This window comes from Nocardia sp. NPDC055165, from assembly GCF_053606985.1.
Genome location: NZ_JBSGSS010000005.1, coordinates 343,969 through 369,829 on the forward strand (window position 1 = coordinate 343,969; position 25,861 = coordinate 369,829).

At 68.5% G+C, this 25,861-nt stretch carries 24 protein-coding genes; 10 read left to right on the forward strand and 14 right to left on the reverse strand.

What is annotated here, in order from left to right; all coding sequences use genetic code 11:
• Nucleotides 1-10: 10 nt before the first annotated feature.
• The 3 genes from ACWFRF_RS13580 to zapE form a co-directional block, all read right to left on the reverse strand.
• Nucleotides 11-505 carry a hypothetical protein gene (locus ACWFRF_RS13580; protein WP_101464691.1) on the reverse strand — a complete coding sequence of 165 codons (495 nt, stop codon included), beginning with the start codon at nt 503-505 and terminating at the stop codon, nt 11-13.
• Nucleotides 506-569: 64 nt separating this feature from the next.
• The gene (locus ACWFRF_RS13585; RefSeq protein ID WP_452450162.1) at nt 570-1,499 is read right to left on the reverse strand and encodes a DUF4129 domain-containing protein; all 930 of its coding nucleotides are present in this window, start codon (nt 1,497-1,499) and stop codon (nt 570-572) included.
• Nucleotides 1,500-1,637: 138 nt separating this feature from the next.
• On the reverse strand, nt 1,638-2,771 hold the full coding sequence (zapE, locus tag ACWFRF_RS13590; RefSeq protein WP_452450163.1) for a cell division protein ZapE: 1,134 nt from the start codon (nt 2,769-2,771) through the stop codon (nt 1,638-1,640).
• A 65-nt stretch (nt 2,772-2,836) separates the two neighbouring features.
• Here zapE and ACWFRF_RS13595 point away from each other — a divergent pair, with 65 nt between their 5' ends.
• Nucleotides 2,837-3,475, forward strand: coding sequence for a TetR/AcrR family transcriptional regulator (locus tag ACWFRF_RS13595; protein WP_452450165.1), 639 nt, complete (start codon nt 2,837-2,839; stop codon nt 3,473-3,475).
• Here ACWFRF_RS13595 and ACWFRF_RS13600 read toward each other — a convergent pair.
• Genes ACWFRF_RS13600 through ACWFRF_RS13630 form a run of 7 tightly spaced genes read right to left on the reverse strand, consistent with a single transcriptional unit; the run spans nt 3,448 to nt 10,873 of the window.
• Nucleotides 3,448-3,885 carry an NUDIX hydrolase gene (locus ACWFRF_RS13600; RefSeq protein ID WP_449971597.1) on the reverse strand — a complete coding sequence of 146 codons (438 nt, stop codon included), beginning with the start codon at nt 3,883-3,885 and terminating at the stop codon, nt 3,448-3,450. The two genes, ACWFRF_RS13595 and ACWFRF_RS13600, sit on opposite strands and share 28 nt — an antisense overlap.
• Before the next feature lie 25 nt (nt 3,886-3,910).
• The gene (locus ACWFRF_RS13605) at nt 3,911-5,101 is read right to left on the reverse strand and encodes a lipid-transfer protein (RefSeq protein WP_378990703.1); all 1,191 of its coding nucleotides are present in this window, start codon (nt 5,099-5,101) and stop codon (nt 3,911-3,913) included.
• Nucleotides 5,098-5,520, reverse strand: a complete 423-nt coding sequence (locus ACWFRF_RS13610; RefSeq protein ID WP_452450167.1) for a MaoC family dehydratase — start codon at nt 5,518-5,520, stop codon at nt 5,098-5,100. The genes ACWFRF_RS13605 and ACWFRF_RS13610 overlap by 4 nt, the downstream gene beginning before the upstream one ends.
• A 20-nt stretch (nt 5,521-5,540) precedes the next feature.
• Entirely contained in the window at nt 5,541-6,500 is a 960-nt protein-coding gene (locus tag ACWFRF_RS13615) for a bifunctional MaoC family dehydratase N-terminal/OB-fold nucleic acid binding domain-containing protein (protein WP_452450169.1), read from the reverse strand.
• 14 nt (nt 6,501-6,514) lie between these two features.
• Nucleotides 6,515-7,678 (reverse strand): acyl-CoA dehydrogenase family protein, encoded by a 1,164-nt coding sequence (locus ACWFRF_RS13620; protein WP_387446226.1) that lies wholly within the window; start codon nt 7,676-7,678, stop codon nt 6,515-6,517.
• Nucleotides 7,663-8,745 (reverse strand): acyl-CoA dehydrogenase family protein, encoded by a 1,083-nt coding sequence (locus ACWFRF_RS13625; protein ID WP_379312350.1) that lies wholly within the window; start codon nt 8,743-8,745, stop codon nt 7,663-7,665. Before ACWFRF_RS13625 ends, ACWFRF_RS13620 begins: the two co-directional genes overlap by 16 nt.
• A 4-nt stretch (nt 8,746-8,749) precedes the next feature.
• Nucleotides 8,750-10,873: an acyl-CoA dehydrogenase family protein gene (locus ACWFRF_RS13630; RefSeq protein ID WP_452450171.1), complete on the reverse strand. Its 2,124-nt coding sequence runs from the start codon at nt 10,871-10,873 to the stop codon at nt 8,750-8,752.
• Nucleotides 10,874-11,020: 147 nt separating this feature from the next.
• Between ACWFRF_RS13630 and kstR the strand changes: the two genes are divergently transcribed.
• From kstR to ACWFRF_RS13665, 7 genes are all read left to right on the forward strand, one after another.
• Nucleotides 11,021-11,638 (forward strand): cholesterol catabolism transcriptional regulator KstR, encoded by a 618-nt coding sequence (gene kstR / locus ACWFRF_RS13635; protein ID WP_378631587.1) that lies wholly within the window; start codon nt 11,021-11,023, stop codon nt 11,636-11,638.
• A gap of 343 nt (nt 11,639-11,981) precedes the next feature.
• Entirely contained in the window at nt 11,982-14,552 is a 2,571-nt protein-coding gene (gene otsB / locus ACWFRF_RS13640) for a trehalose-phosphatase (protein WP_452450172.1), read from the forward strand.
• A 133-nt stretch (nt 14,553-14,685) separates the two neighbouring features.
• Complete coding sequence (locus ACWFRF_RS13645; protein WP_452450174.1) at nt 14,686-15,570, forward strand: metal ABC transporter solute-binding protein, Zn/Mn family; 885 nt, start codon at nt 14,686-14,688, stop codon at nt 15,568-15,570.
• A gap of 95 nt (nt 15,571-15,665) precedes the next feature.
• A complete protein-coding gene (locus ACWFRF_RS13650) occupies nt 15,666-16,427 on the forward strand; it encodes a metal ABC transporter ATP-binding protein (RefSeq protein ID WP_378990808.1) in 762 nt (253 codons plus the stop codon).
• The gene (locus ACWFRF_RS13655; RefSeq protein WP_378990712.1) at nt 16,427-17,293 is read left to right on the forward strand and encodes a metal ABC transporter permease; all 867 of its coding nucleotides are present in this window, start codon (nt 16,427-16,429) and stop codon (nt 17,291-17,293) included. The genes ACWFRF_RS13650 and ACWFRF_RS13655 overlap by 1 nt, the downstream gene beginning before the upstream one ends.
• Before the next feature lie 71 nt (nt 17,294-17,364).
• Nucleotides 17,365-18,540 (forward strand): acyl-CoA dehydrogenase family protein, encoded by a 1,176-nt coding sequence (locus tag ACWFRF_RS13660; RefSeq protein ID WP_378631579.1) that lies wholly within the window; start codon nt 17,365-17,367, stop codon nt 18,538-18,540.
• Between the two features lie 14 nt (nt 18,541-18,554).
• Nucleotides 18,555-19,358 carry an enoyl-CoA hydratase/isomerase family protein gene (locus ACWFRF_RS13665; protein WP_378631577.1) on the forward strand — a complete coding sequence of 268 codons (804 nt, stop codon included), beginning with the start codon at nt 18,555-18,557 and terminating at the stop codon, nt 19,356-19,358.
• Nucleotides 19,359-19,361: 3 nt separating this feature from the next.
• Here the strand turns inward: ACWFRF_RS13665 and ACWFRF_RS13670 are convergent, their stop codons facing one another.
• The 3 genes from ACWFRF_RS13670 to ACWFRF_RS13680 all read right to left on the reverse strand — a co-directional run bounded on the left by ACWFRF_RS13670 (nt 19,362) and on the right by ACWFRF_RS13680 (nt 22,464).
• Nucleotides 19,362-19,640 (reverse strand): DUF4190 domain-containing protein, encoded by a 279-nt coding sequence (locus ACWFRF_RS13670; RefSeq protein ID WP_378990714.1) that lies wholly within the window; start codon nt 19,638-19,640, stop codon nt 19,362-19,364.
• Nucleotides 19,641-19,882: 242 nt separating this feature from the next.
• The gene (locus tag ACWFRF_RS13675; protein WP_452450177.1) at nt 19,883-21,913 is read right to left on the reverse strand and encodes an FAD-dependent oxidoreductase; all 2,031 of its coding nucleotides are present in this window, start codon (nt 21,911-21,913) and stop codon (nt 19,883-19,885) included.
• Nucleotides 21,910-22,464, reverse strand: coding sequence for a PadR family transcriptional regulator (locus tag ACWFRF_RS13680; RefSeq protein WP_379312838.1), 555 nt, complete (start codon nt 22,462-22,464; stop codon nt 21,910-21,912). The genes ACWFRF_RS13675 and ACWFRF_RS13680 overlap by 4 nt, the downstream gene beginning before the upstream one ends.
• 109 nt (nt 22,465-22,573) lie before the next feature.
• Here ACWFRF_RS13680 and ACWFRF_RS13685 point away from each other — a divergent pair, with 109 nt between their 5' ends.
• A complete protein-coding gene (locus ACWFRF_RS13685; RefSeq protein WP_379312839.1) occupies nt 22,574-23,911 on the forward strand; it encodes an MFS transporter in 1,338 nt (445 codons plus the stop codon).
• 52 nt (nt 23,912-23,963) lie between these two features.
• Here the strand turns inward: ACWFRF_RS13685 and ACWFRF_RS13690 are convergent, their stop codons facing one another.
• On the reverse strand, nt 23,964-24,611 hold the full coding sequence (locus ACWFRF_RS13690) for a TetR family transcriptional regulator (RefSeq protein WP_379312844.1): 648 nt from the start codon (nt 24,609-24,611) through the stop codon (nt 23,964-23,966).
• Nucleotides 24,612-24,766: 155 nt separating this feature from the next.
• Between ACWFRF_RS13690 and ACWFRF_RS13695 the strand changes: the two genes are divergently transcribed.
• Nucleotides 24,767-25,858 (forward strand): ferredoxin reductase, encoded by a 1,092-nt coding sequence (locus ACWFRF_RS13695; protein WP_378995509.1) that lies wholly within the window; start codon nt 24,767-24,769, stop codon nt 25,856-25,858.
• Nucleotides 25,859-25,861 lie beyond the last annotated feature (3 nt).

Here is a 25,861-nt window from a genome sequence, read left to right on the forward strand (position 1 = left end):
CTCTAACCCCTCACATCGTCTGCAAACGGCGCAGGATCTCATCCAGCGCCTCTCTACCCGGTGCGCGACCGGTGTGATCGCGCAACGCGGAGTTCGCCGGATCCACCCAGCGCCACAGTTCAGGTCCGAACTGCAGCTGACCGGCGGCCTCGGTGGCCCGGCGATTCTTGGAAACCCTCAGCCCGGTGGACAGCTCGAATTCCTTGGCGAGCAGCGGCCGCAGGTGGCGGTCCCAGTCGGCGCGGGTGCCGTCGGCGCGGGCGGTGAGCATCTCGGCGCGCGCGTGCCAGCGACCGAGCATCTCCGCCGGACCGTTGTCGATGTACTCGGTGAGCGGTTCCTCGCGGATCACGCGGTGCCGCAGCGACCAGACCAGCATCGCGAGCGCCGCGGCCACCGGCACGGCGACCGCGAGCAGCACCGAGTCACGATCAAGACGCACCAGCGTCACTTCGATCACCGCGACCGCGAGCACGGCCGTCACAATCACCGAAGTCCGGTTCACGCTGAGCCCTCCTGGCATGCTCCGGTGGCCTGCGTGGTGACGCGAGCTACCGCCTCCGGTCCGCTCATGCCGTCACCAGCCTGCGCTGCAGGTCTGTGAGGACGATGCGCAGCAGTTGTTCGGCGCGCATGCGCTGCCATTCGAGCATCGAGTGCGGGCTGAACCGCGCCTCCTCGAACAGCGCGACCAGCTCGCGGGCCGAAGCATCGTGCAGCACACCGCTTTCGAAGGCCCTGGCCAGCACCTCCATCGGGGTGTCCGAGGCCAGCGGGCGGGCGGCGCGGTCGCTGGACAGACCGCGCTCCATCGCCACATAGCAGGCGATGATGGCGGTGCGCGGGTCCTGACCCGGGGCGTTCATCGCCGCGAGGCCCATTTCGGCGGCGCGCGTGAGGGAGTCGACTTCGCTCGAGGTCGGTTCGTCCTCGACGGGCGCGACGGGGGCCGGTTCACGACGCGCGGCGACAGCCACGACGACCAGGCCGACCAGCGCGACCACGATCAGCACGATGGCCAGGATCGCCGCGATCACCAGGGCGGTGCCGGTGAGTTCGGTGGGTCCGGTGGTGGGATCCGCGGCATGGGTGTCGGTCGTGGGGACGGGGCCGGAGCCCTCGGTCAGCGTCTCGGAGGCCGGGCGCATCGGGCGGGCGCCGGGCAGCAGGAACAGTGCGGTGACCCCGCCTGCGAAGATCAGCGCCACCGCGGCGACGGCGACCGGGACCAGCAGCGCCATCCTGCGCCACTGGATGCGCGGCATGGCCTCGCGTTCGGCTTCCGGCATCGCCAGCGGCAGGCGATGCTGACTGGCGATCACGCCCGCGACCAGGATGACGATCGAGACCAGCAGCAGTACCGGCATCACGGCGACGAGCAGCGCAGAAGGGGCTCCGGTCGAGGTCGCGCCGGAGCCGGGCAGCGTGCCCTGCAACGCGATCGTCGAAGCGACGACCAGTGCGATCACGACGATCGCCCGCGTAATGGGCTGATTCACCCCGATCACAGCTGTACCACCAAACCCCAGAGACTGCACAAAACAGCCACATAGTTACATGCCGAGTGGTCCGCTCGAGAGGAAATCGATGCTTTTGGACCCCTCCCCTCTTATTGTCCCCCCGCGATCAAGGGCTTGCTAAGCAGTGCGAACGTCCGACACGCCAGTTAATGGCAACTCACCGAGGCGGCTGGCGGTGCGAGCCAGATCGGGGATCGCCGGGACGCCCGCTGTCAGGTCGTGCGCGGGCTCCGGAGCGTGGATCGTGAACGGGAGATCGGCGTCGTAGAGGACATCGACGAGATTCACCAGGCGCATCGACGAGTCCGGCGGGACCTGGCGCAGCGGCGGGACCTCGCGCAGGGTCCAGTGGCGGTAGCGCTCGGTGAGTCGGAGGTAGTCGGCGGCACTGGTGGGGGCGGCGCAGATGTCGTGAAAATCGAGGGTGATGGCAGCGGTGGCGGCTTGGGCGCGGATGGTCCGGCCGTTGCCGAGGGACACGTCGACGGGGCCGGCACCCGTCAGGGGTCCGGCACCCACTGTGAGCACGTAGCGACCCGCGAGGAAGCCGGTGTCGCGGTGTGACGTGCGGGTGCGGTAGTCGAGTGGTCCATCGAGAGCGACCGGGCGGAGGTGGGCGAGGATCAACTCGATGGTGGGCAGGAACGCGTCGTGGAACAGCGGGTTGGGCAGGAGCTCCTGGGGCCGGTAGTTCGAGGTGACCACGAGGATGCGGTGGTCGGCGAAGAGGGCTTCGAGCATGCGGGCGACGAGCATGGCATCGCCGATATCGGTGACGTGGAATTCGTCGAAGCACACCAGGTCGGCGTCGCCGAGGAGTTCGTCGATGGCCCGTTCGATCGAACCCAGGGTGTGCGTGGCGGTATGGAGGGCGGCGAAGAAACTGTGGAAGTGGAAGCGGCGCTTGCGCCGTGTTTCGACCGCGCCGAAGAACCGGTCCATCACCATGGTCTTGCCGCGGCCCGGTCGGCCGTGCAGGTAGATGCCGCCGCGATCGGCCCTCGGGTCGCCGGAGCCCCCGGGGCGATCTGCCTGCTGGTTGCCGAGTGCGGCCGGGCGCCCGCGCAGGGCGGCGATAGCGCCCGATCTCCGACCGCCGCTTTCAGCGAGGCGCGGGAGGCCGAACCGGCCAGTGCGTCGAGCGAGGTGCCCACCGTGTGCGAGGTGCCCGTCGACCGGATCGAGCAGTGATTCGAGCGCGTGTAGGGCCGCTTGCTGTGCGGGATCGAGCACCACGGTGTCGGGTTTCATGCGAACCTCCTCGTTCCTCTACAGTTGTAGAGGACGGGCGTCGCCGACGGCCAGGAGAGGTGACGATGTCCACAGACCGGCGGGCACAGATCGTGGCGGGCGCCATCGAACTCATCGCGACCCGGGGCATCCGCGCGCTCACCCACCGCGCGCTGGACACCCAGCTGGCCCTGCCCGCGGGTTCGACTTCGTACTACTTCCGCACGCGACGAGCCCTGATCGAGGCGGTGGCCGACGGGATCACCACCCGCTCACGCGCGGATTTCGTGGCCGCGCAGGACGAATCATCGACCGGCCCGGAAGACCTGACGCGGGTCGCGCGCGCGGAATCAGCAAGTCGGCCGATGGATCCCGTGCAGGTCGCGCACGACATCGCGACCTGGCTCGATCAGCTACTCGTCCATCGCCGTAGCGAGCTGATCGCGCGGCACGCCCTGATCATCGAGGTCCTGTCCGACCCAGAACTGCACGGCCGCCTGGCAGGCAGCCTGTTCTCCCTGGACCGCGCGACAGACCTGTTCAGCGCCCTCGGCGCCGCCGAACCACGCGAGTGGGCGCACGACTTCCTCGCACTGCTGGAAGGACTCGTCTTCGATCGGTTCGCGGGACTGCGCGCGGGAACAGCGGGCACCGTCGACCAGCTCGCGCGACCGCTGGCCGATTTCCTGACGAGCGGTCAGTCCCGCCAGCCGAATTCGGAATAGGTGGCGGTCGAATTCAGCGCGGCCAATCCGAGCGCGGAATACTCGATCAGGTCGGCGGGCAACTCGGTCAGCGGAAACCATTGCAATGCATAGCATTTATCGGGTTCCCGATTGAAAGGCTCACCGCGCCACGACTCGACGCGGAAGAACAGGCCGAGCCGGGCGTCGCGACCGGGGGCGGTGACGTGGGCGACGTGGAACAACCGCAGGGCGGTGGGATCGATGTCGACCCCGACCTCCTCCGCGGCCTCACGGACCGCGGCCGCCGCCACCGATTCGCCGGCTTCGACCTTTCCCGACGGCAGGTGCCAGCGGTGATCGAACTCGTCGCCGCTGCGGCGCAGGCTCAGCAGAACCTCGTCACCGCGGATCAGCAGGACGTGCACGTCGACCAGGTGGCGGGGAGTCACCCGGTCGAGCGTACGAGAGCCGAGGCTACGACGTCAGGACGAGTCCGGAGGTGGGGACGCCGGTACCCGCGGTGACCAGGATGCGTTCCAGGGCGTCGACCTGGTTGACCGAGGTGCCGCGGATCTGGCGAACCGCTTCGGCGATGCCGTTCATGCCGTGGATATAGGCCTCACCGAGCTGGCCGCCGTGGGTGTTGAGCGGAAGGCGTCCGCCGAGCTCGATGGCGCCGTCGGCGATGAAGTTCTTGGCTTCGCCACGGGGGCAGAAGCCGAGCTCCTCGAGCTGCATGAGGACGAACGGGGTGAAGTGGTCGTAGAGGATCGCGGCCTGCATGTCGGCGGCGGTCAGGCCGCTCTGCGCCCACAGCTGGTCGCCGACGAGACCCATTTCCGGCAGCCCGGTCATGGCGTCGCGGTAGTAGCTGGTCATCACGTACTGGTCCGCGCCGCTGCCCTGCGCGGCGGCCGCGATGATCGCCGGACGCTGCGGGAGGTCGCGGGCGCGTTCGGCGCTCGTGACCACGATGGCGACACCACCGTCGGATTCCTGGCAGCAGTCGAGCAGGTGCAGCGGTTCGGCGATCCAGCGCGAATCCTGGTGCTGTTCCAGGGTGATCGGCTTGCCGTAGAAGAAAGCGTTGGGGTTCACCGCGGCGTGCTTGCGGTCGGCCACCGCCACCGCGCCGAAATCGGCACTGGTCGCGCCGGTGACGTGCATGTACCGGCGGGCGACCATCGCGACCTGCGCGGCGGGCGTGCCGAGCCCCTGCGGGTAGGCCCAGCCCGCGTCGATCCCCGACGACGTGGGCGCGGCGGCCAGCGCGGGCGAGAACTGACCGAATCGGGCGCCGGATCGTTCGTTGAACGCGCGATAGGCCACCACGACATCGGCCACCCCGGTGGCCACGGCCATCGCGGCCTGCTGCACGGTCGCGCAGGCCGCGCCGCCGCCGTATCCGATGTGGCTGAAGAACTTCAGACTCGGAATGCCGACCGCCCTGGCCACCGCGGCCTGGGTGTTGGTGTCCATGGTGAAGGTGGTGAGGCCGTCGACATCGGCGGGCGTGAGACCGGCGTCGGCCAGCGCCGCGCCGACCGCCTCCGCGGCCAACCGCAATTCGCTGCGTCCGGAGTCCTTGGAGAAGTCGGTGGCACCGATGCCGACGATGGCGGCGCGACCGGAAAGGCCGGCGGATTCGGCGGAGGTGGTGCTCATTTCGGCTCCAGATCGGGAAGGGCGATGACGGCCGTGGCGGTGATGTGCTCGCCGAGGCTGTCTGTGCCGTGCACGTCGACGGTGACCTGGGTGCCGTCGATCTCGGTGACCGTGCCGGAAAGGGTCAGGGTGTCACCGGAGTACAGCGGCACGCCGAGACGAAGAGCGATGCGCTTGACCAGCGCACGCGGACCGGCCCAGTCGGTGACGAAGCGCTGCACCAGACCGGTGTCGGTGAGGATGTTGACGAAGATGTCGCTCGACCCGCGCTCGACCGCCTTGTCGCGGTCGTGGTGCACATCCTGGAAGTCCCTGGTGGCCAGGGCGGTGCTGATCACGAACGTGGGGTCGGCGTGGATCACCAACTGCGGCAGGGTGGTTCCCACCGCGAGGGTGGCGAGTTCGACGGTGGGAGTCATCGGGGCGTCCTTTGTGGTCATCACACGGCCTGCCAGTACGGCAGCACGGTGCCGTCGGGGAGCTTTTCGAACGCGACGCGGACAGGCTGATCGATGGCGACATCGGCGGGGTCGATGCCACGCAGTTCACCGAGCATGCGCACACCCTCGTCGAGTTCGACCAGGGCGACCACGAAGGGCAGATCGCGACCGGGCACCTTCGGCGCGTGGTGCACGACGAAGCTGAACACCGTGCCGGTGCCCGCGGCGACCACGTAGTCGGTGGTCTCCGCCTTGTCCTGCCACAGCGCGGGAACGGGTGGGTGGCGCAGCGTGCCGTCGGGCAGACGCTGAAGGCGCAGCTCGCCGATTTCGGTTCCCGCCCAGAAGAACTCGGTATCGCGCGAGATGACCGGGCTGACGCGACCAGCGGGCGCGATGCCGGGCGATGCCGACGTCTGCTCCGCTGTCGCAGCGGCGGAAGCCGGCACGAATTTCAGGATGCGGAACAGCATTTCGGTGACGACCTCGTCGCCGACCGACCAGGTGGTGGTGAAGGTCAGGAACCAGCCGTCGCCGAGCCCGGTTCGCTTGGGGCCCTTGAACTCCGAAAGCCTGCTGCTGACCGTCACCTCCTCCCCCGGCGTCAGGTAGCGGTGGTAGGTCTGCTCGCAGTTGGTGCCGACAACGGAGGTGTAACCCGCGTCGTCGAGCAGCTGGGTCGCCAGGCCGAGTGGGTCGTCGGCGGTGCGCACCCCGCGCAGGCCGTTCATCGTCCACACCTGCGCCATGGCGGGCGGGGCGACGATGCCGGGATGACCTGCCGCCCTCGCTGCCTCGGCGTCGACGTAGATCGGGTTGGTGTCCCCCAGTGCCTCGACCCAGTTGTGGATCATCGGCCGGTTCACCGGGTCACGACCGGCACGCGGCGCGGACTCACCCGCCGCCGACAATTTCGCCAGTGCTTCGGGAATGTCCTCGGGGGTGATGCTGTCCGGCACGCGCCGCTCCTTGTTCATCGGGGGACGCGCGGCAGATCGAGGCCCGCGGTGGCGACCAGTTCGCGCATGATCTCGTTGACGCCGCCACCGAAGGTGACGACGAGGTTCTGCTTGGTACGCCGGTCCAGCCAGCCGAGCAGTTCGGCGGTGCCGGGCTCGGCGGGGTCGCCGTAGCGGCCGATGATCTCCTCGACCACGCGGCCCGCTTCCTGCAGCGATTCGGTGGAGAAGATCTTGGTCGCCGAGGCGTCGGCGATCACCGCGTTCTGTGCCGCGGAGGTGTCGGCGGCGGCGACCTGCCAGTTCAGCAACTCGTTGAGCCGCACCATGGTGCGCACCCGGCCGAGTGCGCGACGCACTTCCGGCTCGCCGAGCAGACCGTGCTCCGCCGACCAGTCGTGCAGGCGGTCGTAGAGCTGTTCGATCTTGCCGGACGGGCCGAGGCTGACGCGCTCGTGGTTGAGCTGGGTGGTGATCAGCCGCCAGCCGCGGTTCTCCTCGCCGACCAACATGTCTGCGGGCACCCGCACGTCGTCGAAGTACGTGGCGTTGGTGTGGTGGGCGCCGTCGCAGGTGATGATCGGAGTCCAGGAGTAGCCGGGGTCCTTGGTATCGACGATCAGGATCGTGATGCCGCGGTGGCGGGACTCGACCGTGCCGGTACGGCACGCCGTCCAGACGTAGTCGGCCTCGTGTGCGCCGGTGGTGAAGATCTTCTGCCCGTTGACGATCCAGTCACCGTCGCTGTCGCGGACCGCGGTGGTGCGCAGCGCGGCGAGGTCGGTGCCCGCCGACGGCTCGGAGTAGCCGATGGCGAAATGGATATCGCCGGACAGGATTCCGGGCAGGAACTTCTTCTTCTGCGCGTCGGTGCCGTATTTTTGCAAGGTCGGCCCCACGGTCAGCAGGGTGACCAGCGGCAGCGGGACATCGGCGCGGACAGCCTCGTTGAAGAAGATCTGCTGTTCCATCGGGCCGAAACCCTGGCCGCCGAACTCCTTGGGCCAGCCGACACCGAGCCAGCCGTCGCGGCCCATCCGGCGCACCACCTCGCGGTAGGTGTCGCCGTGCCGGTCCACCGCCATCGCCGCGGCCTCGGCCGGGCTGATGAGATCGGCGAAATAGGAACGCAATTCTTCGCGCAACCGCCGCTGTTCGGCGGTCAGATCGATGAACATCTTGCTCCCAGAAGGTCGAGCCGCAGACCCGCACCGCCGAGGAGCCGGGCGAGGTCTTTGGCCTGCGAGTAGTAGCGGTGCATCGGGTGGGTGATATCCACACCCAGTCCACCGTGCAGGTGGTGACATTTCTGCATGGCGCGCGGAACTTCGGCCGCGGCCCAGTAGGCGAGCACGTCGAGGTCCTCGTCGATGCGGTACTGGTGCTGGGGCGAGAGGTCCGGCTGCGCCAGTGCCCAACAAGCCGACTCCGCGGCCACGTGCAGCGTGCGCGAGACCACGTACAGGTCCGCGATCTGCTGCGCCACGGCCTGGAACTCGGCCAGCGGCCTGCCGAACTGCTCCCTGGTGCGCACATGCTCGGCGGTGAGCGTGATCGCGCCCTTCAGCAGGCCGTCGGCGACCGCGCCGATACAGGCCAGTGCGTGGCGGTGCAGGACGGGCAGCGCGTCATCGGCGAGCAGTTGGTCGGCCGGGATCTCGACGTCGTCGAGGACCAGCGTCGCCTCCGGGATACCCGCCGACCCCGCCACCGGGATGATCTCGAGCCCCGGCGCGACCGAATCGACCAGTGCCACCCCGGCATCGGTGGGCACCAGAATCCACCGTGCCTGCTCGGCGTAGATCACGCCGGACTTGCGTCCGGTGATCCGCACCGTGTCGCCCGCGCGCACGGCCTTGGTGGTGGGCGCGGTGGTGAACGGCGCGCCCGGTTCGTTGAGCGCGGCGGTGAGCACGGTGCCCTTGCCGACCTCGGCGAGTACCCGTTCGGCCAGTTCGTCCGACAGCACACCGAGCAGCGGCAGCACACCGAACCCGAAGGTCGGCAGCGCCGGGACCGCCGCGGCGTCGGTGGCCAGCTCCATGAGCAGGGCCGATACCTCGAGCAGTCCCATACCGTCGCCGCCGAACCGTTCCGGCACCGGCACGGCCAGCAGACCGGAGTCGACCAGGCTCGGCCACAGGGCCATATCCCTGGCCGGCTCACGTTCGAGCAGGCTTACCACTACCTCGGCTACGGCGTCGGCGCTTTCGTCGCGGGTGAAATCCACGGCGTCCTCCCTCATCGAGCTAACTGTCCGCATCGCGCGGCAGGCCGAGAATCCGTTCGGCGGCCACGGTCAACAGGATCTGCTCGGTACCGCCCGCAATCGAGAGACACCGCGTAAGCAGGAATTCTTTCAGAGCATCACTGTCCAGGGAACCTTCTTGGCCGACAAGTTCCAGCGCGTATTCCGCCAGCTCCTGCCGATGCCGGACACCGACCAGTTTGCGAACACCAGCTTGGGCGCCCGCGTCGACGCCCGCCATTGTCGCTACCGCGATCCGCTGTTCCAGCAATGATCCAGCAACCGAAGATGTGATCAGCGCGCCGAAGCGGTCCTCACGCAGTTCCGTTCCCCATCCACCGACCGGGAAACGGTCGAGCAGGGCTTCGAGCGCCCCACCGATACCGCCGCCGCCCATGGCGACCCGTTCGGCCGACAGCGTGGTGCGCGCGATCTTCCAGCCGTTGTTCAGCGCGCCGACCAGGCAGTCGTCGGGCACGAACACGTCGTCGAGGAAGACCTCGCTGAACTTCTCCTCGCCGGTGATCTGCACCAGCGGCCGCACCTGCACGCCCGCGGCGCGCATATCGACGAGGAAGTAGCTGATGCCGCGATGCTTGGCCGCGGCCGGATCGGTGCGGGCCAGGCAGATGCCCCAGTTCGCGGTGGAGCCGAGCGAGGTCCACACCTTCTGGCCGCGCAGCACCCAGCCGCCGTCGACCTTCTCGGCGGTGGTGCGCAGGGCGGCCAGATCGGAACCCGCGCCCGGCTCGCTGAACAGCTGGCACCAGATGACCTCGCCGTGCAGGGTCGGCCAGACGTAGCGTTCGATCTGCTCCTCGGTGCCGAAGCGCAACAGCGTCGGCACGGCCCAACCCGCGACGGCGAGGTCGGGGGTCGTCAGCTCGGCGCGACGGAGCTGTTCGGCGATCTGCAGGCAGGTCATCGGGTCGGCGGCACGGCCGTAGGGCCGCGGCCAATGCGGCATCACCATGCCCGCTTCCACCAGCGCGCGCGTCTGGTCGGCGGGTTCGAGCGCGGCGATCGCGGCGACCTCGTCCGCCAGCGCGGTGTCGACGGCGGCGTCACCGAGCACTCGTTCGGCGCCGGTGGTGCGGCGCCGACCGGCCCTGGTGAGCTCGGCGACCCGGGCGCGCCAGCGCGCCGAACCACCGAGGAGCTGGCGCAGCGAGCTCGCCCGGCGCAGGTAGAAGTGCGCGTCGTGTTCCCAGGTGAAGCCGATACCGCCGAGCACCTGGATGGCGTCCTTGGCGTTGTCGACGGCGGCATCGAGGGCCACCGAGGCGGCCACGGCCGCGGCGATCGGAAGCTCGTCGCCGCCCTCGTCGATCGCGGCGGCGGCGTCGGCGGCGACCGCGCGGATCAGCTCGGTGCGGCACAGCATCCAGGCGCACAGGTGCTTGATCGCCTGGAAGCTGCCGATCGGCTTGCCGAATTGTTCACGCACACGGGCGTATTCGACCGCAGTACGCAGGGTCCAACCGGCGATGCCCGCCAGTTCCGCTACCGCGAGCGCTACGAAGAGATCGGTGACATCAGCCGCCGGCGCGAAGCCGTGATCGGCCGGTACGGCCACCTCGGCGGCGCTGACCCGCGCCAGCGGCACGGTGTGGTCGCCGTGTGCCAGCGACGTCACCGTCACCGCTTCAGCGGGCAGCAGCAGCCAACGGGTGCCGTCGATGGTGTTGGCGGGCACGAGAACTCGGGTCCGCTCATCGGCGCCGTAGACGAAATCCCAAGTGCCGGAGACACTCCAGCCGGTATCGGTGGCGACCGCCTTCGCGGACTGCTCGTCGCCGGGCACCGCGACCGCGCACGGTGTGCCGTCGGCGAACGCTCCCTCGGTGATCAGCCCGGCCAGCGCGGTGGCCAGCACCGGACCGCCGACCAGGTCGTCGCCGGTCTGCTCGAGCATGACCGCCAGGTCGGCGACCGTGCCGCCGAGACCGCCATTGTCCTCGGGTAGCGCGACCTCGAACAGCCCGAACTCGCTCAGCCCGGTCCAGTACCCGCGCCAGGCGGCCGAGCCGCCGGTCCGCATTGTTTCAATCGGCGCGACCGTGCTCGCCCAGCCCCGCAGCGACGCCGCGACGGCTTTGTGCTCGTCAGTGGTGGCGATGGTCACAAGAAGATCCGCCCTTCCGGCGTGGTTCACACTTCTAGAACATGTTCTAATATCTAAGCCGGGTATAAGTCAAGAGACCTACACTCGCACTAAGCTCCGGGCACGGCTCGGCCGATGAATTGCCACTGAAGCGAAAGGGTTTCCACGATGGACAGTCCCGCACCAACGCCCACCGTGACGACGCTGTCCGAGGACGAGCTCAGCTCCAGCGCACAGCGCGACCGGCGCAAGCGCATCCTCGACGCGACCCTCGCGCTCGCCTCCAAGGGCGGCTACGACGCCGTGCAGATGCGCGCGGTCGCCGAGCGCGCCGACGTGGCCGTCGGCACGTTGTACCGCTACTTCCCGTCCAAGGTTCACCTGCTCGTTTCGGCGCTGGCCAGGGAATTCGAGATGTTCGAAGGCAAGCGCAAACCACTACCCGACGGCGACGGCCCGTCCGAGCGCATGCACACCCTGCTCACCCAGATCACCCGGATGATGCAGCGCGACCCCTTGCTCACCGAGGCGATGACGCGCGCGTTCATGTTCGCCGACGCCTCGGCCGCCGCGGAAGTGGATCGGGTGGGCAAGGTGATGGACCGGGTCTTCGCCCGCGCGATGAGCGACGGCGAACCCGATGACCGTCAGCTCGCCATCGCCCGCGTCATCTCCGATGTGTGGCTGTCGAACCTGGTGGCCTGGCTCACCCGGCGCGCGTCCGCGACCGATGTCACGGAACGGCTCGAGCTCACGGTCGACCTGTTGCTGGGCGATCGCGGATAACCCAGCAACCCGGCAAAGCTCACTACCGCAACATCACAAATCGCCCATCGCTGTTGACACCCGTCGGCTGTGCGCCTTCCAGTAGGAAGATGCATAGCCGACGCCGCATATGCGAAACAGCGCATCTACCGGGAGCGCGTGCCTCGCCGCGCCCTCATGTGCCCGGTGAGCTCGACGAATCCGGCAGACGGTGGTGGGCCGCCGGTACGAAATTTGCCGTAAGGTCGCGAGCAAACGACCGGGGGTCGTGCGCACAACCCGCCGCGCCGCTCGCGCGGCAAAATTGACGCAGTATTGTTTTTCGCGCCCCCTGATCAACTCCTCCCATCACTAGGTTGGATGCGTGAGCGCACAGGAACTGCCCTTGGATGTCCGCCGTGCACTGGCGTCGGTTGCGCGCGTGCCACGGCTCTTGGTTGCCTCGGACTACGACGGGACCATCGCCCCGATCGTGTCCGACCCGTCGAAAGCGTTTCCCCAGCGGGAATCGGTGAGCGCGCTACGCGCGCTGGCGGGGTTGTCGAACACTACTGCGGCAGTGATTTCCGGTAGAGCGCTCCGAGACCTGGCGGCGCTGTCGCGCCTGCCGGTCGAGGTGCAGCTGATCGGTAGTCACGGCTCGGAGTTCGACGTCGGCTTCGTGCACGCGATCGACAACGACGCCAAACAGCTACTGACAGAGATCAATTCCGCGTTCTCGAAGATCTCCGCCGAGAACCCGGGTGTGACCGTCGAGATGAAGCCGGCCAGCGCCGCGCTGCACGTGCGCAACGCCAGCCCCGAAATCGGCAGGCGCGCACTGACTTCCGTTCGCCAAGGCCCGGCCTGCTGGGTGGGCGTGCAGGTGACCGAAGGCAAGGCGGTGATCGAGCTCGCGGTGATCCCCACCGACAAGGGCACCGCGCTCGACACCATTCGCCATCAGGAAAGCGCTTCCGCCGCAGTGTTCTTCGGCGACGACGTGACCGACGAGAAGGCGTTCCGGGTGCTCTCGGGACCGGATGTCGGCATCAAGGTCGGCGAGGGCGAGAGCATCGCCAAGCTGCATGTGAACTCCACCGAGGAGGTGGCGCGCGCGCTGGCGTTCCTCGTCGAGGAGCGGCGCACCTGGCTGGCCGGGGCGAGCGCCCCCCGGATCGAGCGGCTGAGCATGCTGGCCAGCCCGCGCTCGGTCGCGCTGCTCACCCCCGACGCGACGGTCACCTGGCTCTGCCACCCCGAACCGGATTCGGCGGCGGTGTTCGCGCATCTGCTCGGCGGCGCGGCGGCCGGACACTTCACGGTGGCGCCGGAGCGGCCGAGCCTGCCGCTGTCGCAGCGGTATGTGGACGGCACGATGACGGTCGAAACACGGTGGGCCAGTTTGCAAGTGGCCGACTACCTGCCGCACGACGTGGCACCCGATCGCACCGATCTGACCAGGGTGATCACCGGCGCCGCGAAGGCCGTGGTCACCTTCGCGCCACAACCGGAGTTCGGCCAGGTGCCGGTGCGAATGCAGATCGTACGCAGCGGAATTCAGGTCAGCGGCACCAATGATCCGATGGTGCTTCGCTCCCCCGGTGTGGAGTGGGAAATCCTGTCCGACGGCACCAACGAGCAGGCGCGCGCGGTGGTCGACCCTTCGCTCGGGCCGGTCGTGCTCGAATTGCGGTGCGGAACCGCGGATCTCGCGCCCTCGATGACGCCCGAGCCGCAGCGCCGCCAGCTCGCCGAGCAGTACTGGTCGCAGTGGGCCTCGGAATTGCTGCTGCCGCCGCTCAAGCCGGATCTGATGAAGCGTTCGGCGCTCACCCTGCGCGGGCTGGTCCATCGCCCGTCGGGCTCGATCCTGGCCGCGGCCACCACCTCGCTGCCCGAGGACATCGGCGGCGTGCGCAACTGGGACTACCGCTACTGCTGGCTGCGTGACGCGTCGCTGACCGCGCAGGCACTGGTGACCCTGGGCTCGCTGACCGAGGCCGAGGAGTTCCTCGGCTGGGTACACAAGGTGCTCGACACCCTGCCGGGACCGGAGCGCCTGCACCCGCTGTACACGATCTACGGCGAGACCCTGCCGCCCGAGGCCGTGATCGACGCGCTGCCCGGTTATGCCGGATCGCGGCCGGTGCGAGTGGGCAACGCGGCCAACATGCAGGTGCAGCTCGACGTGTTCGGGCCGATCGTCGACCTGATCACCTCGATGTCACACGAACGCGAGCGCCAGGGCATCACCGCACCGGCCAAGGCCCTGCCGGATGCCGACTGGGAACTGGTGCACGCGATGGTGTCGGCGGTGCAGCGCCGCTGGACCGAACCCGACCACGGCATCTGGGAGATCCGCGGCAACCCGCGCCACCACGTGTACTCGAAGGTGATGGGCTGGCTCACCATCGACCGCGCCCTGACCCTGGCGGATCGCTTCGACCGCCCCGCCGATCCCGACTGGGTGAGCTTGCGCGACACGATCGCCGACGAGGTGAAGGCGAAGGGCTGGAACGACGAGGTCCAGTCCTACACCGCCGCCTACGACGGCACCGACCTGGACGCGGCCACCCTGCACATCGGCCTGAGCGGCCTGATCGATCCCGCCGACCCGCGCTTCGCCGCGACGGTGGTGGCCACCGAGGCCGAACTGCGCAGCGGCGCCACGGTGTACCGGTACCACCACGACGACGGGCTGCCCGGCGGCGAGGGTGGCTTCCACTTGTGTGCCGCCTGGCTGGTGGAGGCGTACCTGCTGATCGGCAGGCGCTCCGACGCCGAGGCCCTGTTCGCCCAGCTGGTCGCCGCCGCGGGACCCACCGGCCTGCTCAGCGAGGAATACGACCCGGTCGCCGAGCGTTCCCTCGGTAACCACCCCCAGGCGTACAGCCACCTGGGCCTGCTCCGGTGCGCCCAGTTGCTCAGCCAGCCGGTCAACGCCCTGGTCTGACAACGCTCGACAAGCCGGGTTCGAATTTCGAGCCCGGCTTTTCGATGCGGTTCGTACTGGGTATTCGTAGCTGCTAATCTAAAACGGTAACGATTTCCATTACGATCTAGAGCTTGCTCGCCAGGAGTGCCGCGTGAACCCTCGATTCGCCCGCTTGTTCGCCGGTCTCACGGCGGGGGTGGCGGCCGTGGTCGTCCTCAGCGCCTGCGGTACCAGCTCCAGCGATTCCGATACCCCCCAGATCGTCGCCTCCACCAATGTGTGGGGTTCGGTGGCCTCTGCCGTTGCCGGGCCGGATGCCCAGGTGACCTCGATCATCAGCGACCCCGCCGCCGATCCGCATTCGTTCGAGACCTCGGCCACCGACACCGCCAAGATCAGTGACGCGGATCTCGTCGTGTTCAACGGTGGGCACTACGACGAGTTCATCGAGAAGGCCATCTCGGGCAAGGACAAGCGGACCGTCGACGCGTTCGAGCAGCGCGCGGACAAGAACGACGACAACGAGCACGTCTGGTACGACGTGAGCACCGTCGCCGCCGTCGCCGATCGGATCGCGGCCCAGCTCGGCCAGGTCGACGCCGCGCACGCCGATGCCTACACCGAGCGCGCGGTCGCCTTCAAGAATCAGCTGATCGGCGTCAGCACCATCACCGGCACCATCGCCACCCAGACACCGAACGCGCCGGTCGCCCAGTCCGAGCCGCTCGCGCACTACCTGCTCACGGCCGCGACCGCGCAGGACAAGACCCCGCACGAGTTCCAGGAAGCGATCGAGCAGGAGACCGACCCGGCCCCGGCCGCCGTCGCCGCCACCCGCGACCTGATCACCGCCAAGCAGGTCAAGGCACTGATCTACAACACTCAGACCGAGGACAAGATCACCCAGGACCTGCGGGCCACCGCGCAGTCCGCGGGCATCGCCGTGGTCGAGGTCACCGAAACCCTGCCTGCCGGAATGGATTACATCCAGTGGCAGACCGCCAACGCCAAGGCGCTCGCCGCGGCCCTGCGCTGAGGACCCCCATGACCGAGGCAACCGCACTGTCGGACACCACCGCCGCACCGGACATCGAGACCGCCGACGCGGCGATCCGGCTGCGCGGGGCCACCATGGCCTTCGGCGACCGCACCCTCTGGCGCGACCTCGACCTCGACGTGCGGCCGGGTGAGTTCATCGCCGTCCTCGGACCCAACGGCTCGGGCAAGACCTCGCTGCTGCGCGCCCTGCTCGGCACCCTCGACCTGAGCTCGGGCAGCGCAGAGATCGCAGGCAGGCGAGCCGGGGTGGGCAATCCGGGCATCGGCTACATCCCGCAGCAGAAGACCATCGACGCGGGCGTGCAGCTGCGCGGCGTCGACCTGGTCGGCCTCGGCGTGGACGGGCATCGGTGGGGGCTCGGATGGCGCGGTCGCCGCAGCCGGGCAGCGAAGGTCGAGCGCGCCATCGCCGCGGTGGGCGCCGGGTCGTTCGCGCACGCGTCGCTGGAGACGATGTCCGGTGGGGAGCAGCAGCGGTTGCGGGTCGCGCAGGCCCTCGTCGGCGACCCGTCGGTACTGCTGTGCGACGAACCGCTGCTGAGCCTGGATATGGCGAACCAGCGCCTGGTCGCCGAGCTGGTCGACCGGCGCCGCCGCGAACACGACACCGCGGTGCTGTTCGTGACCCACGAGATCAACCCGATCCTGCCGCTGGTGGACCGGGTGCTGTACCTGGTGGACGGTGGCTTCCGGATCGGTACGCCCGATGAGGTGATGACCTCGCAGACGCTGTCGGAGCTCTACCGCACCGAGGTCGAGGTGCTGCGGGTACGCGGCCGCCTGGTGGTCGTCGGAACCGGCGACGATATGGACGCCCTCGGCGGTACCGCCTGATGGAAAAGCTCACCAAGGTGTTCCAGCAGATGTTCGACTTCACCACCACCGCGAACCTGCTGGGTTACGACTTCGTGCAGCAGGCGCTGTTGGCGAGTGCCCTGCTCGGGTTGCTGGCCGGCTTGATCGGACCGCTGATCGTCGCCCGGCAGATGTCGTTCGCCGTGCACGGCACCAGCGAGCTCTCGCTCACCGGCGCGTCGGCGGCGCTGCTCGTCGGGGTCGGGGTCGGATTCGGGGCGATCGCCGGTTCGGTGGTCGCGGCCGTGCTGTTCGGGTGGCTGGGTTCTCGTGCGCGCGAACGTGATTCGGTGATCGCGGTGGTGCTGTCGTTCGGGCTCGGGTTGTCGGTGCTGTTCCTGTGGCTGGCGCCGGAGCGGGCCGGGTCGAAGTTCTCCCTGCTCACCGGGCAGGTCGCCGGGGTCGGCTACGACGGGCTCGCACTGCTGGTCACCTGCACCGCGGGCGTGCTCGCCGTGCTGGCCGTGGTGTATCGGCCGCTGTTGTTCGCCAGCTCCGATCCCGAGGTCGCGATCGCGCGCGGGGTGCCGGTGCGGGCGCTGTCGGTGGTGTTCGCGGTACTGCTCGGCATCACCGCCGCGTTCGGCGTGCAGATCGTCGGCGCACTGCTGGTGCTCGCCTTGCTGATCACCCCGGCCGCCGCGGCCGCGCAGGTGACCTCGAGCCCGATGCGGGCGACCGTACTGTCGGTGATCTTCGCCGAGGTCGCCGCGGTCGGCGGGCTGCTGCTGTCGCTCGCCCCCGGTGTTCCGGTGTCGACCTTCGTCACCGCGATCTCGTTCGGCATCTACCTGGTGTGCCGGGTCGTCGGACATCGCAATCGGCAACTCGCGCACGCGCGCTGAACCCGCGCCGGATCCCGCTCCGATGCCCGAACGGCCGCGAACCACGGAGGTCGGCGCGCAGAATGGCCAGCATGATCGACTTCACCGTTCCGGATGATCTGGCCGCACTGCGAGATCGGGTTCGCGCCTTCGTCGTCGAGCAGATCGTGCCGTTCGAGCGCGATCCCCGGCTCACCGCGCACGGCCCCAACGACGACCTGCGGGCCGAACTCGTCGAACTGGCCCGCGCCGAGAAGCTGCTGACCGTGCAGGCGCCGGTGGAATACGGCGGGCTCGGACTCAGCCACGTCGAGCAGGCGCTGGTGTACGAGGCGGCGGGGTGGTCCACGCTCGGACCGGTCGCCATGAACTGCGCCGCGCCCGACGAGGGGAACATGTTCCTGCTCGGCAAGGTCGCCGACCCGGAGCAGGTCGACCAGTATCTGATGCCGGTGATTCGTGGTGAACAGCGCTCGGTGTTCGCGATGACCGAGCCCGGCGGGGCCGGGTCGGACCCCGGGCAGCTCAGCACGGAGGCGGTGTTCGACGGCGAGAACTTCGTGATCAACGGCCTCAAGTGGCTGATCACCGGCGCCGACGGCGCCAAGACCTGGATCATCATGGCCCTGCTCGCCGAGAACCCCCACCTGCCCGCCGGGCCGACCCTGTTCCTCGCCGACGGTGACGCGCCGGGCATCGTGATCGAGCGGATCATGAACACGATGGACCGCAACTACGTCGGCGGGCACGCGGTCGTCCGGTTCGACAATCTCACACTGCCGCCGACGGCCGTGCTCGGTCGCACCGGACAAGCCCTGCGGTACGCGCAATTACGGCTCGCCCCCGCTCGGCTCACACACTGCATGCGCTGGCTCGGCGCGGCGGCCCGCGCCCAGTCCATCGCGCTGGACTACGCGCGTACGCGCACCGCGTTCGGCAAGCCGATCGGCGAACACGAGGGCGTGTCGTTCATGCTCGCCGACAACGAGGTGGCGCTGCACCAGTGCAGGCTGACGATTTGGCACGCCTGCTGGCTGATGGATCAGGGACAGCAGGCCAGACACGAATCGTCGATGGCCAAGTCGTATGTGTCCGAGGAGCTGTTCAAGGTCACCGATCGCTGTGTGCAGGTGCTCGGCGGGATCGGGATCAGCGACGAGACGGTGGTGGAGATGTTGTTCCGGGACATGCGCGCGTTCCGTCTTTACGATGGGCCGACGGAAGTGCACAAGTACGCGATCGGCAGACACTTGCTGGCCGGTCGCTAGTACGATTCCATCCCATGAGTTCGGAATTGCTCGTCGATGTCGAAGGCGGCGTCGCGCTACTGACGCTCAACCGGCCAGCCAAGCAGAACGCCGTCACCCCGACGATGGCGGCCGAGCTGAGCGCCGCCCTTCGCCGGTGCGATACCGAGGACGCGATCCGCGCCGTCGTGATCACCGGCACCCCGCCTGCGTTCTGCGCCGGCGCCGACCTGGCCGCGCGCGGTGGCGACGTGAGCGCCACGCTCGATCCGCCCCCCTGGCAGGTCCGTAAACCGGTGATCGCCGCGGTGAACGGGCATGCGGTCGGTATCGGGCTGGCGCTCGCACTGCAGTGCGACCTGCGCTATTTCGCTCGCGACGCGGTATACGGGCTGAACCAGGTGCGTCGCGGGGTGCTCGCCGACGGGTTCGCGCACTGGACGGTGCCGCGCCTGGCCGGCCTGGCCAACGCCGCCGACATCATGCTCACCGGGCGCACCTTCGACGGTGACGAAGCCAAGTCACTCGGACTGGCCAATGCCGCACTGCCCGCCGACGAGGTGCTCATGACCGCGATGGCGGTGGCCCACGACATCGCCACCGGGACCGCTCCCCTGCCGGTCGCGCTCACCAAGCGGCTCATCTGGGAGAGCCTCGGCATGACGCCCGCGGTGGTCGGGCAGCTCGAATCCGAGCTCAACGCGCAGGTTGCCAAGAGTGTCGACGGTGGCGAGGCGATGGTGGCGTTCAAGGAGCGCCGCCCGCCGAACTGGACCGGCAGCGTCAGCGGCGAATGGCCCGCCTGGGACGCGCCCGGCGTGCGCCCGAGCCTGGACTGAGCCTCAGAAGTTCCCGTTGCAGGACCCGGCCAGGTACAGCATCGCGAACAGCAGCATGCAGATGGTGCCGAAGATGCCCGCGATATAGCCGATCAACACCTGAGACCGGCCGCTGAGCGCACCGTAGGACGCGTCGATGTCGTTGAGTGCCCGCTTGCCGAGCACCCACGCGATCGGCCCGAAGATCCCACAGCAGAACGGGCTGAGCAGCCCGAGCACAAGGATCAGGTTAGCCTGCGGGTGCTCGACCGTTTCGCCGATCGGCTGATTAGGGATCGCCACCCGTCGAATCCTACTGTGCCGGAAGGCTGCTGACCCCCACTACACGGCCTGCAAAACGAAGTCAGCCGCCATGACCGCACCCCCAACCCCCAACCCCCACGACCCGACCCCGAGGAGGGTCCGCCGCGCAGCGGCGTAGCGGCCCGGCCGCGAGTTAGCCGTCGTTGCGTCCGCGGCGCAGCCGCCAGCAACGGTGGCTAACTCGCGGCCCTCAGGGGCCGCGCTCGAGCGCGCCAGCGCTCCTACAACGCAGCCGCCAGGCGGGTGCCCTGGTTGATCGCGCGCTTGGCATCCAGTTCGGCGGCCAGGTCGGCGCCGCCGATGAGGTGCAGGTCGACACCCGCGGCGCGCAGCGGCTCTTCGAGTTCGCGCACGGATTCCTGTCCGGCGCAGACGATCACGTTGTCGACCTCGATCACGCGCGGGTTCTCGTGCTTCTCGCCGAAGCTGATGTGCAGGCCCGCGTCGTCGATGCGGTCGTAGTTCACGCCGCCGACCTGCTCGACACCCTTGGCCTTGAGGGCCGCGCGGTGCACCCACCCGGAGGTCTTGCCGAGGTCCTTGCCGAACGGGGTCGACTTGCGCTGCAACAGCACCACGTCGCGCGCCGCGGGGGAGGGCTTGGGCTCCTTGAGCTGGCCGGGCGCCTGCTCGTTCTCGGAATCGACGCCCCACTCCTCTTTCCACTCGTCGAGCTTGAGCGTGGGATGTCCTTCGACGGTGAGGTATTCGCTCACGTCGTAGCCGATGCCGCCCGCGCCGATCACGGCGACCTTCTTGCCGACCGGCTTCTCCTCCTTCACCAGTTCGGCGTAGGAGAGCACCATCGGGTGATCGATCCCGGGGATGTTGGGGATGCGCGGACGCACACCGGTCGCCAGGATCACCGAGTCGTACTTGCCCGCGATCAATTCCTCAGCCGTGACCCGCTTTTGGAGATGCAGGGTGACGCCGGTGACGTCGATCTTGCGGCGGAAGTAGCGGATCGACTCGTCGAACTCCTCCTTGCCGGGGATGCGGCGGGCGATGTCGAACTGGCCACCGATCTTGTCGTCGGATTCGAACAGGTCGACGCGGTGGCCGCGCTCGGCCAGACTCACCGCGGCCGACAGCCCGGCCGGGCCCGCGCCGACGACGGCGATTCGCTTGGCGCGCCGAGTCGGTAGCAAGTTCAACGTGGTCTCGCTGCCCGCACGCGGGTTGACCAGGCACGACACCTTCTTGTTGCCGAAGGCGTGGTCGAGGCAGGCCTGGTTGCAGGCGATGCAGGTGTTGATCTCGTCGGCCCGATCCTGCTCGGCCTTGTTGGCCCATTCGGCGTCGGCCAGCAGCGGGCGGGCCATGGAGATCAGCGCCGCGTCACCGCGGGTCAGGATCTCCTCGGCGATCTCGGGCATGTTGATCCGGTTCGAGGCGCAGACCGGGATGTTCACCTTGCGCGCGATCTTGGCGGTGAACTCCACGAACGCCGCGCGCGGCACCGAGGTGACGATGGTGGGCACCCGCGCCTCGTGCCAGCCGATGTCGGTGTTGAGGATGTCGACGCCGACAGCCTCCAATTCCTGTGCCAGGGCGACGATTTCGTCGAAGGTCTGGCCCTTCTCCACGAGCTCGGCCATCGACAACCGGAACACGATGATGAAATCGGGGCCCACCTCGGCGCGGATGCGGCGGGCGATCTCGACGGGCAGCCGACGCCGGTTCTCCGGGGTGCCTCCCCATTTGTCGGTGCGCTTGTTCACCCGCGGTGCGAGGAACTGGTTGAGGAAATAGCCCTCACCGCCCATGATCTCGCAGCCGTCGTACCCCGCGAACTTGGCCAGGCCCGCGCAGCGCGCGTAATCGTCGATGGTGCGCTCCACGCCCTTCGACGACAGCGCCCGCGGCTTGAACGGGTTGATCGCGGACTTGATCGCCGATGCCGAAACGCTGGTCGGCATGTAGGAATAGCGCCCCGCGTGCAGGATCTGGATGGCGATCTTGCCGCCCTCGGCGTGCACCGCCTTGGTGATCGTGCGATGCCGATATGCCTCGGTCTTGTTGGTGAGCTTGCCGCCGAGCGGCAGCAACCAGCCGGTGCGGTTGGGGGCGTAGCCGCCGGTGATGATCAGGCCGACACCGCCGCGGGCACGCTCGGCGAAGTAGGCGGCCAGTTTGTTGGTGTCCCAGGCACGGTCCTCGAGACCGGTATGCATGGAGCCCATGACCACGCGGTTGCGCAGCGTGGTGTGGCCGAGGTCGAGTGGCTCGAACAGATGGGGATAGGCAGTCATGGGCGGTCGTCACCTTTTCGCGGTCGCAGGGCCTGCAGTACTTCGTCGCACCATTCGAGGTAGCCGGTCTCCGCGCGGATGCCCGCGCGAAGCACCAGATACTGGTGCAGAGCGGTGCCGGAGAGCTGGTCCGGCACCGGGAAGAATTTCTTTTCGCTGAGGCGGTACTCGTCGAGGCGCTGGGCGTGCTGGCCGCGATGGCGCTCCACCTCGGCGCAGACGGCATCGATGTCGCCGTACGCGGCGGCGCGGATCTTCACGCCCAGTTCGTCGCGGGCGGGGGTGGCATCGGTGGGCTCGGCGAGCCAGCGGGCGATCTCGGCCTGACCGGCCGGAGCCACCGAGTACACCTTCTTGTCAGGTTTGCCCTGCTGGTTCACCGATTCGACGGTGACCCAGCCGGAGGACTCCATCCGCTTGAGCACCCGGTAGATCTGCTGGTGGGTGGCACTCCAGAAGTAGCCGATCGACTTGTCGAATCGGCGAGCGAGCTCATACCCCGACCCGGCCCGCTCGGTGAGCGAGACCAGTAGCGCGTGCTCCAGTGCCATGGCACGAGAGTATCCGGAACGCTGGGTACTATGCAACCAGGTTCATATGAACTGACGGCGCGGATGTAATAGACGGCGTGGGTGCCGGTTCGCCGTTACTCTTCGGCTTATGACCGAGGTGAACGCGGCCGAAACCGTCGGCGAGGCGGCCGGACGCGGGCAGGTGCTGGCGTGGGGACTCTGGGACTGGGGATCGTCGGCGTTCCAGGCCGTGACGCTGACCTTCGTCTTCGCGGTGTATCTCACCGACAAGGTGGGCGATGATCTGCCGGGGTCGACCCCGGCGAGTGCGTGGCTGGGCTGGGCGCTGGCGGGAGCGGGGCTGATCGTCGCGCTGACCGCGCCGGTCTGTGGGCAGTACTTCGACGCGGTCGGTTCCCGTAAACGGGCCTTGGCGACCTTGACGGCGCTCACGGTCGGCGCGATGTCGCTGATGTTCTTCGTCCGCGACGACTATCACGATCTCTGGCTCGGCCTGGCACTGCTCGCGTTCGCCTCGGCCACCTTCGAACTCGCCGGCGTTCCCTACAACGCGATGATGCGGCAGGTGTCGACACCTGCCACGGTGGGGCGGGTCTCCGGATTCGGCTGGGCGATGGGCTATTTCGGTGGCATCGTGCTGCTGCTGATCTGCTACGCGGGGTTCCTGGCCGGGGACGGCGACACCCGCGGACTGCTCGCGATGCCCACCGATCAGGGCCTCAATGTCCGGCTCGTCATCGTGCTCGCGGCGGTGTGGTTCACGGTGTTCGCGCTGCCGGTGCTGTTCGCGGTCCCCGAGATGCCGCGCACCGGCGCCGACCCCGGCGCCGCGAAGGTCGGCTTCCTCGGTTCCTACCGGGTGCTCGCCCGGGACGTGCGGGAGCTGTGGGGTCAGGATCGGCACACGGTGTACTTCCTGCTGGCCAGCGCGGTGTTCCGCGACGGTTTGGCAGGCGTGTTCACCTTCGGCGGGGTGCTCGCGGTGACGGTGTACGGGTTCGCCGACGCCGATGTGCTGCTGTTCGGGATCGCCGCGAACGTCGTCGCGGGGGCGGCCGCGGTCGTGGCCGGGCGGTTCGACGACCGGATCGGGCCCAAGCGGGTGATCGTGGCGTCACTGGTCGGGATGCTCGGGTGCGGTCTCGCGCTGCTGATGGTGTCGGGCTCGACGATGTTCTGGATCTTCGGGCTCGCGCTCACGGTGTTCGTCGGTCCCGCGCAGGCCTCGGCCCGTTCGTTCCTGGCGCGACTGGCACCGCCGGGACGGGAGGGTCAGCTGTTCGGTCTGTACACCACGACCGGCCGGGCGGTGTCGTTCCTGGCGCCCGCCCTGTTCGGGGTGTTCGTCTCGACCTTCCACAGCGACCGCGCCGGCATCGCCGGACTTCTGGTCGTGCTGGCGGCGGGTCTGCTGGTGCTGCTCCCGGTGCGTGCGCCCTCGCGCGCGGTATCCGCCGATATGTGACACCTCACCGGTGGGGCGCCCCTCGAATTGTGTGTACGCCCGTACTCTGAGTTCAGTCCGCGTTTTTGGGTACCCAGCCCGCGATGCCCAACGCGATCAGGCGCATCTGCATCACGGTGCGCTCCACGATCGCCGATTCCTCACGGGGGGTGGACGCGACGAACGCAGCGATACCGTCGGTCACGGTGGTGACCAGTAGATCCGCGGCGATCTCCAGCTCGGTGGTGCTCCACGAATCCAGTGCACGCAGGCGCGACAGATCGGCGACGATCTCGCGCACGATGAGCTGCATCTCCATCGCGATCGCCTGACGCAGCGGAGCAGGCCCGCCGTGACGCTCGCGAATGAGGAAACCGAACAGGGCGCGTCTGGCGCGAACCTGCTCGAAGACGAAGCGGACCGTATCGGCCAGATGCGCGTCCGGTTTCCGCCTGACCTCGCGCAATGCCAGCCGCAGCGCGGTGACGCCCTCGTCGACAATGGTCGCGCCGAGGTCGTCGAGCGAGGCGAAGTGGCGGTAGAAGGCGGTGGGCACGATGCCGGCCGAACGGGCGATCTCACGCAGGCTCAATGCCGCGAATCCGCGCTCCGAGGCCAAGGCCAGGGTGCCGTCGAGGAGGGCTGCCCGGGTATGCGCTTTGCGCTCGTTGCGGGTTCCTGCCTGCTCAGTCACATCGGTGAGCATACATCCGTTCACCATAGCGGCCTTCGTCATGATGTTGTCCGCCTCACATTATTGCCGGTTGACAGTGGCCCGGGGTCATCGGGCACACTGGTGAGTGTACAGACGTGCACTGAAATTTGAAGCGCACGTCGCAGGACTTCTCCGTACTTCGCAATAAGGGGCAACACGACATGGTGGGACTGATCGATCTGGTGCAGACGTTGACGACGCCGCACCCGCTGGACCGGTACCTGGAGCTCGTCCGCCCCGGGCTCACCGCTCGGGAGCTGCGCGCCGAGGTCACTCATGTCTCCCACGCGGTGCCCGGCTCGGTGACGCTCACCCTGCGCGCCTCGCGGCAGTGGCGCGGCCACGCCGCCGGTCAGTACGTGCAGATCGGCGTCTCGATCAACGGCGTGCGCCACACCCGCTGCTACTCGCCGATCGACCCGGAGAGTCGTGGCGAGCGCTACCTGCAGCTCACCGTCAAGGCGCACCCGGGCGGGCTCGTCTCGAACTACCTGCACGCCAACGCGAAACCGGGCATGGTCGTCGACCTGGCGCCCGCCTCCGGTGTGTTCCACCTGCCCGAGCGTCGGCCCGACAAGGTACTGCTGGTCAGCGGTGGCAGCGGGATCACGCCGGTACTGTCGATGTTGCGGACCCTCGACGCCGAGGGATACACCGGGCAGGTCACCTTCCTGCACTACGCCCGTCAGCCCGAGATGGTGCCGCATAGGGCCGAGCTGTCCTCGATCGCGCAGCGTCGCGCCAACTTCCGCATCGAATACCGCTACCCGGTCGAGCCGGGCACGGTGATCGACGGTGAAACCTCCACCGGCAGTGGATTCTTCGACTACGACGAGCTCGAGCGGGTGGCACCCTGGTTCGCCGACGCGCAGACCTTCGTATGCGGGCCGCCGCCGCTGATGCGCGCGGTGCACACGATCTTCGAGGCCGAGGGTCTGCAAGACCGGGTGCTCAGTGAGGAATTCACGCTCACCACGGTCCCGTCGGATCCGTCGGAGGCCACCGGCACCGTCACCTTCTCCGGCAGCGACGTCGCCGCCGACAACACCGGAGCAACGCTGCTCGAGCAGGCCGAAGCGTCCGGCCTGACCCCGGAATACGGCTGCCGCATGGGGATCTGCTTCTCCTGCACCGCGACCAAGGTCTCCGGCTGCACCCGCAACATCCGCACCGGCGAACTCGACGCCGAGCCCGACAAGCAGATCCAGGTCTGCATCAACACAGCTGTCGGCGACGTCGACATCGCACTGTAGAAC

Excerpts from the sequence above, each read along its gene's own strand:
- ACWFRF_RS13625 (WP_379312350.1), bottom strand. The coding sequence starts at position 8,745 with ATGAGGGAGGACGCCGTGGATTTCACCCGCGACGAAAGCGCCGACGCC.
- ACWFRF_RS13620 (WP_387446226.1), bottom strand. The coding sequence starts at position 7,678 with ATGTTCATCGATCTGACCGCCGAACAGCGGCGGTTGCGCGAAGAATTG.
- ACWFRF_RS13685 (WP_379312839.1), top strand. The coding sequence starts at position 22,574 with ATGACCGAGGTGAACGCGGCCGAAACCGTCGGCGAGGCGGCCGGACGC.
- ACWFRF_RS13680 (WP_379312838.1), bottom strand. The coding sequence starts at position 22,464 with ATGGCACTGGAGCACGCGCTACTGGTCTCGCTCACCGAGCGGGCCGGG.
- ACWFRF_RS13660 (WP_378631579.1), top strand. The coding sequence starts at position 17,365 with ATGATCGACTTCACCGTTCCGGATGATCTGGCCGCACTGCGAGATCGG.
- zapE (WP_452450163.1), bottom strand. The coding sequence starts at position 2,771 with ATGAAACCCGACACCGTGGTGCTCGATCCCGCACAGCAAGCGGCCCTA.
- ACWFRF_RS13595 (WP_452450165.1), top strand. The coding sequence starts at position 2,837 with ATGTCCACAGACCGGCGGGCACAGATCGTGGCGGGCGCCATCGAACTC.
- kstR (WP_378631587.1), top strand. The coding sequence starts at position 11,021 with ATGGACAGTCCCGCACCAACGCCCACCGTGACGACGCTGTCCGAGGAC.
- ACWFRF_RS13610 (WP_452450167.1), bottom strand. The coding sequence starts at position 5,520 with ATGACTCCCACCGTCGAACTCGCCACCCTCGCGGTGGGAACCACCCTG.
- ACWFRF_RS13605 (WP_378990703.1), bottom strand. The coding sequence starts at position 5,101 with ATGAGCACCACCTCCGCCGAATCCGCCGGCCTTTCCGGTCGCGCCGCC.
- ACWFRF_RS13655 (WP_378990712.1), top strand. The coding sequence starts at position 16,427 with ATGGAAAAGCTCACCAAGGTGTTCCAGCAGATGTTCGACTTCACCACC.
- ACWFRF_RS13695 (WP_378995509.1), top strand. The coding sequence starts at position 24,767 with ATGGTGGGACTGATCGATCTGGTGCAGACGTTGACGACGCCGCACCCG.
- ACWFRF_RS13675 (WP_452450177.1), bottom strand. The coding sequence starts at position 21,913 with ATGACTGCCTATCCCCATCTGTTCGAGCCACTCGACCTCGGCCACACC.
- ACWFRF_RS13690 (WP_379312844.1), bottom strand. The coding sequence starts at position 24,611 with ATGGTGAACGGATGTATGCTCACCGATGTGACTGAGCAGGCAGGAACC.
- ACWFRF_RS13665 (WP_378631577.1), top strand. The coding sequence starts at position 18,555 with ATGAGTTCGGAATTGCTCGTCGATGTCGAAGGCGGCGTCGCGCTACTG.
- ACWFRF_RS13650 (WP_378990808.1), top strand. The coding sequence starts at position 15,666 with ATGGCCTTCGGCGACCGCACCCTCTGGCGCGACCTCGACCTCGACGTG.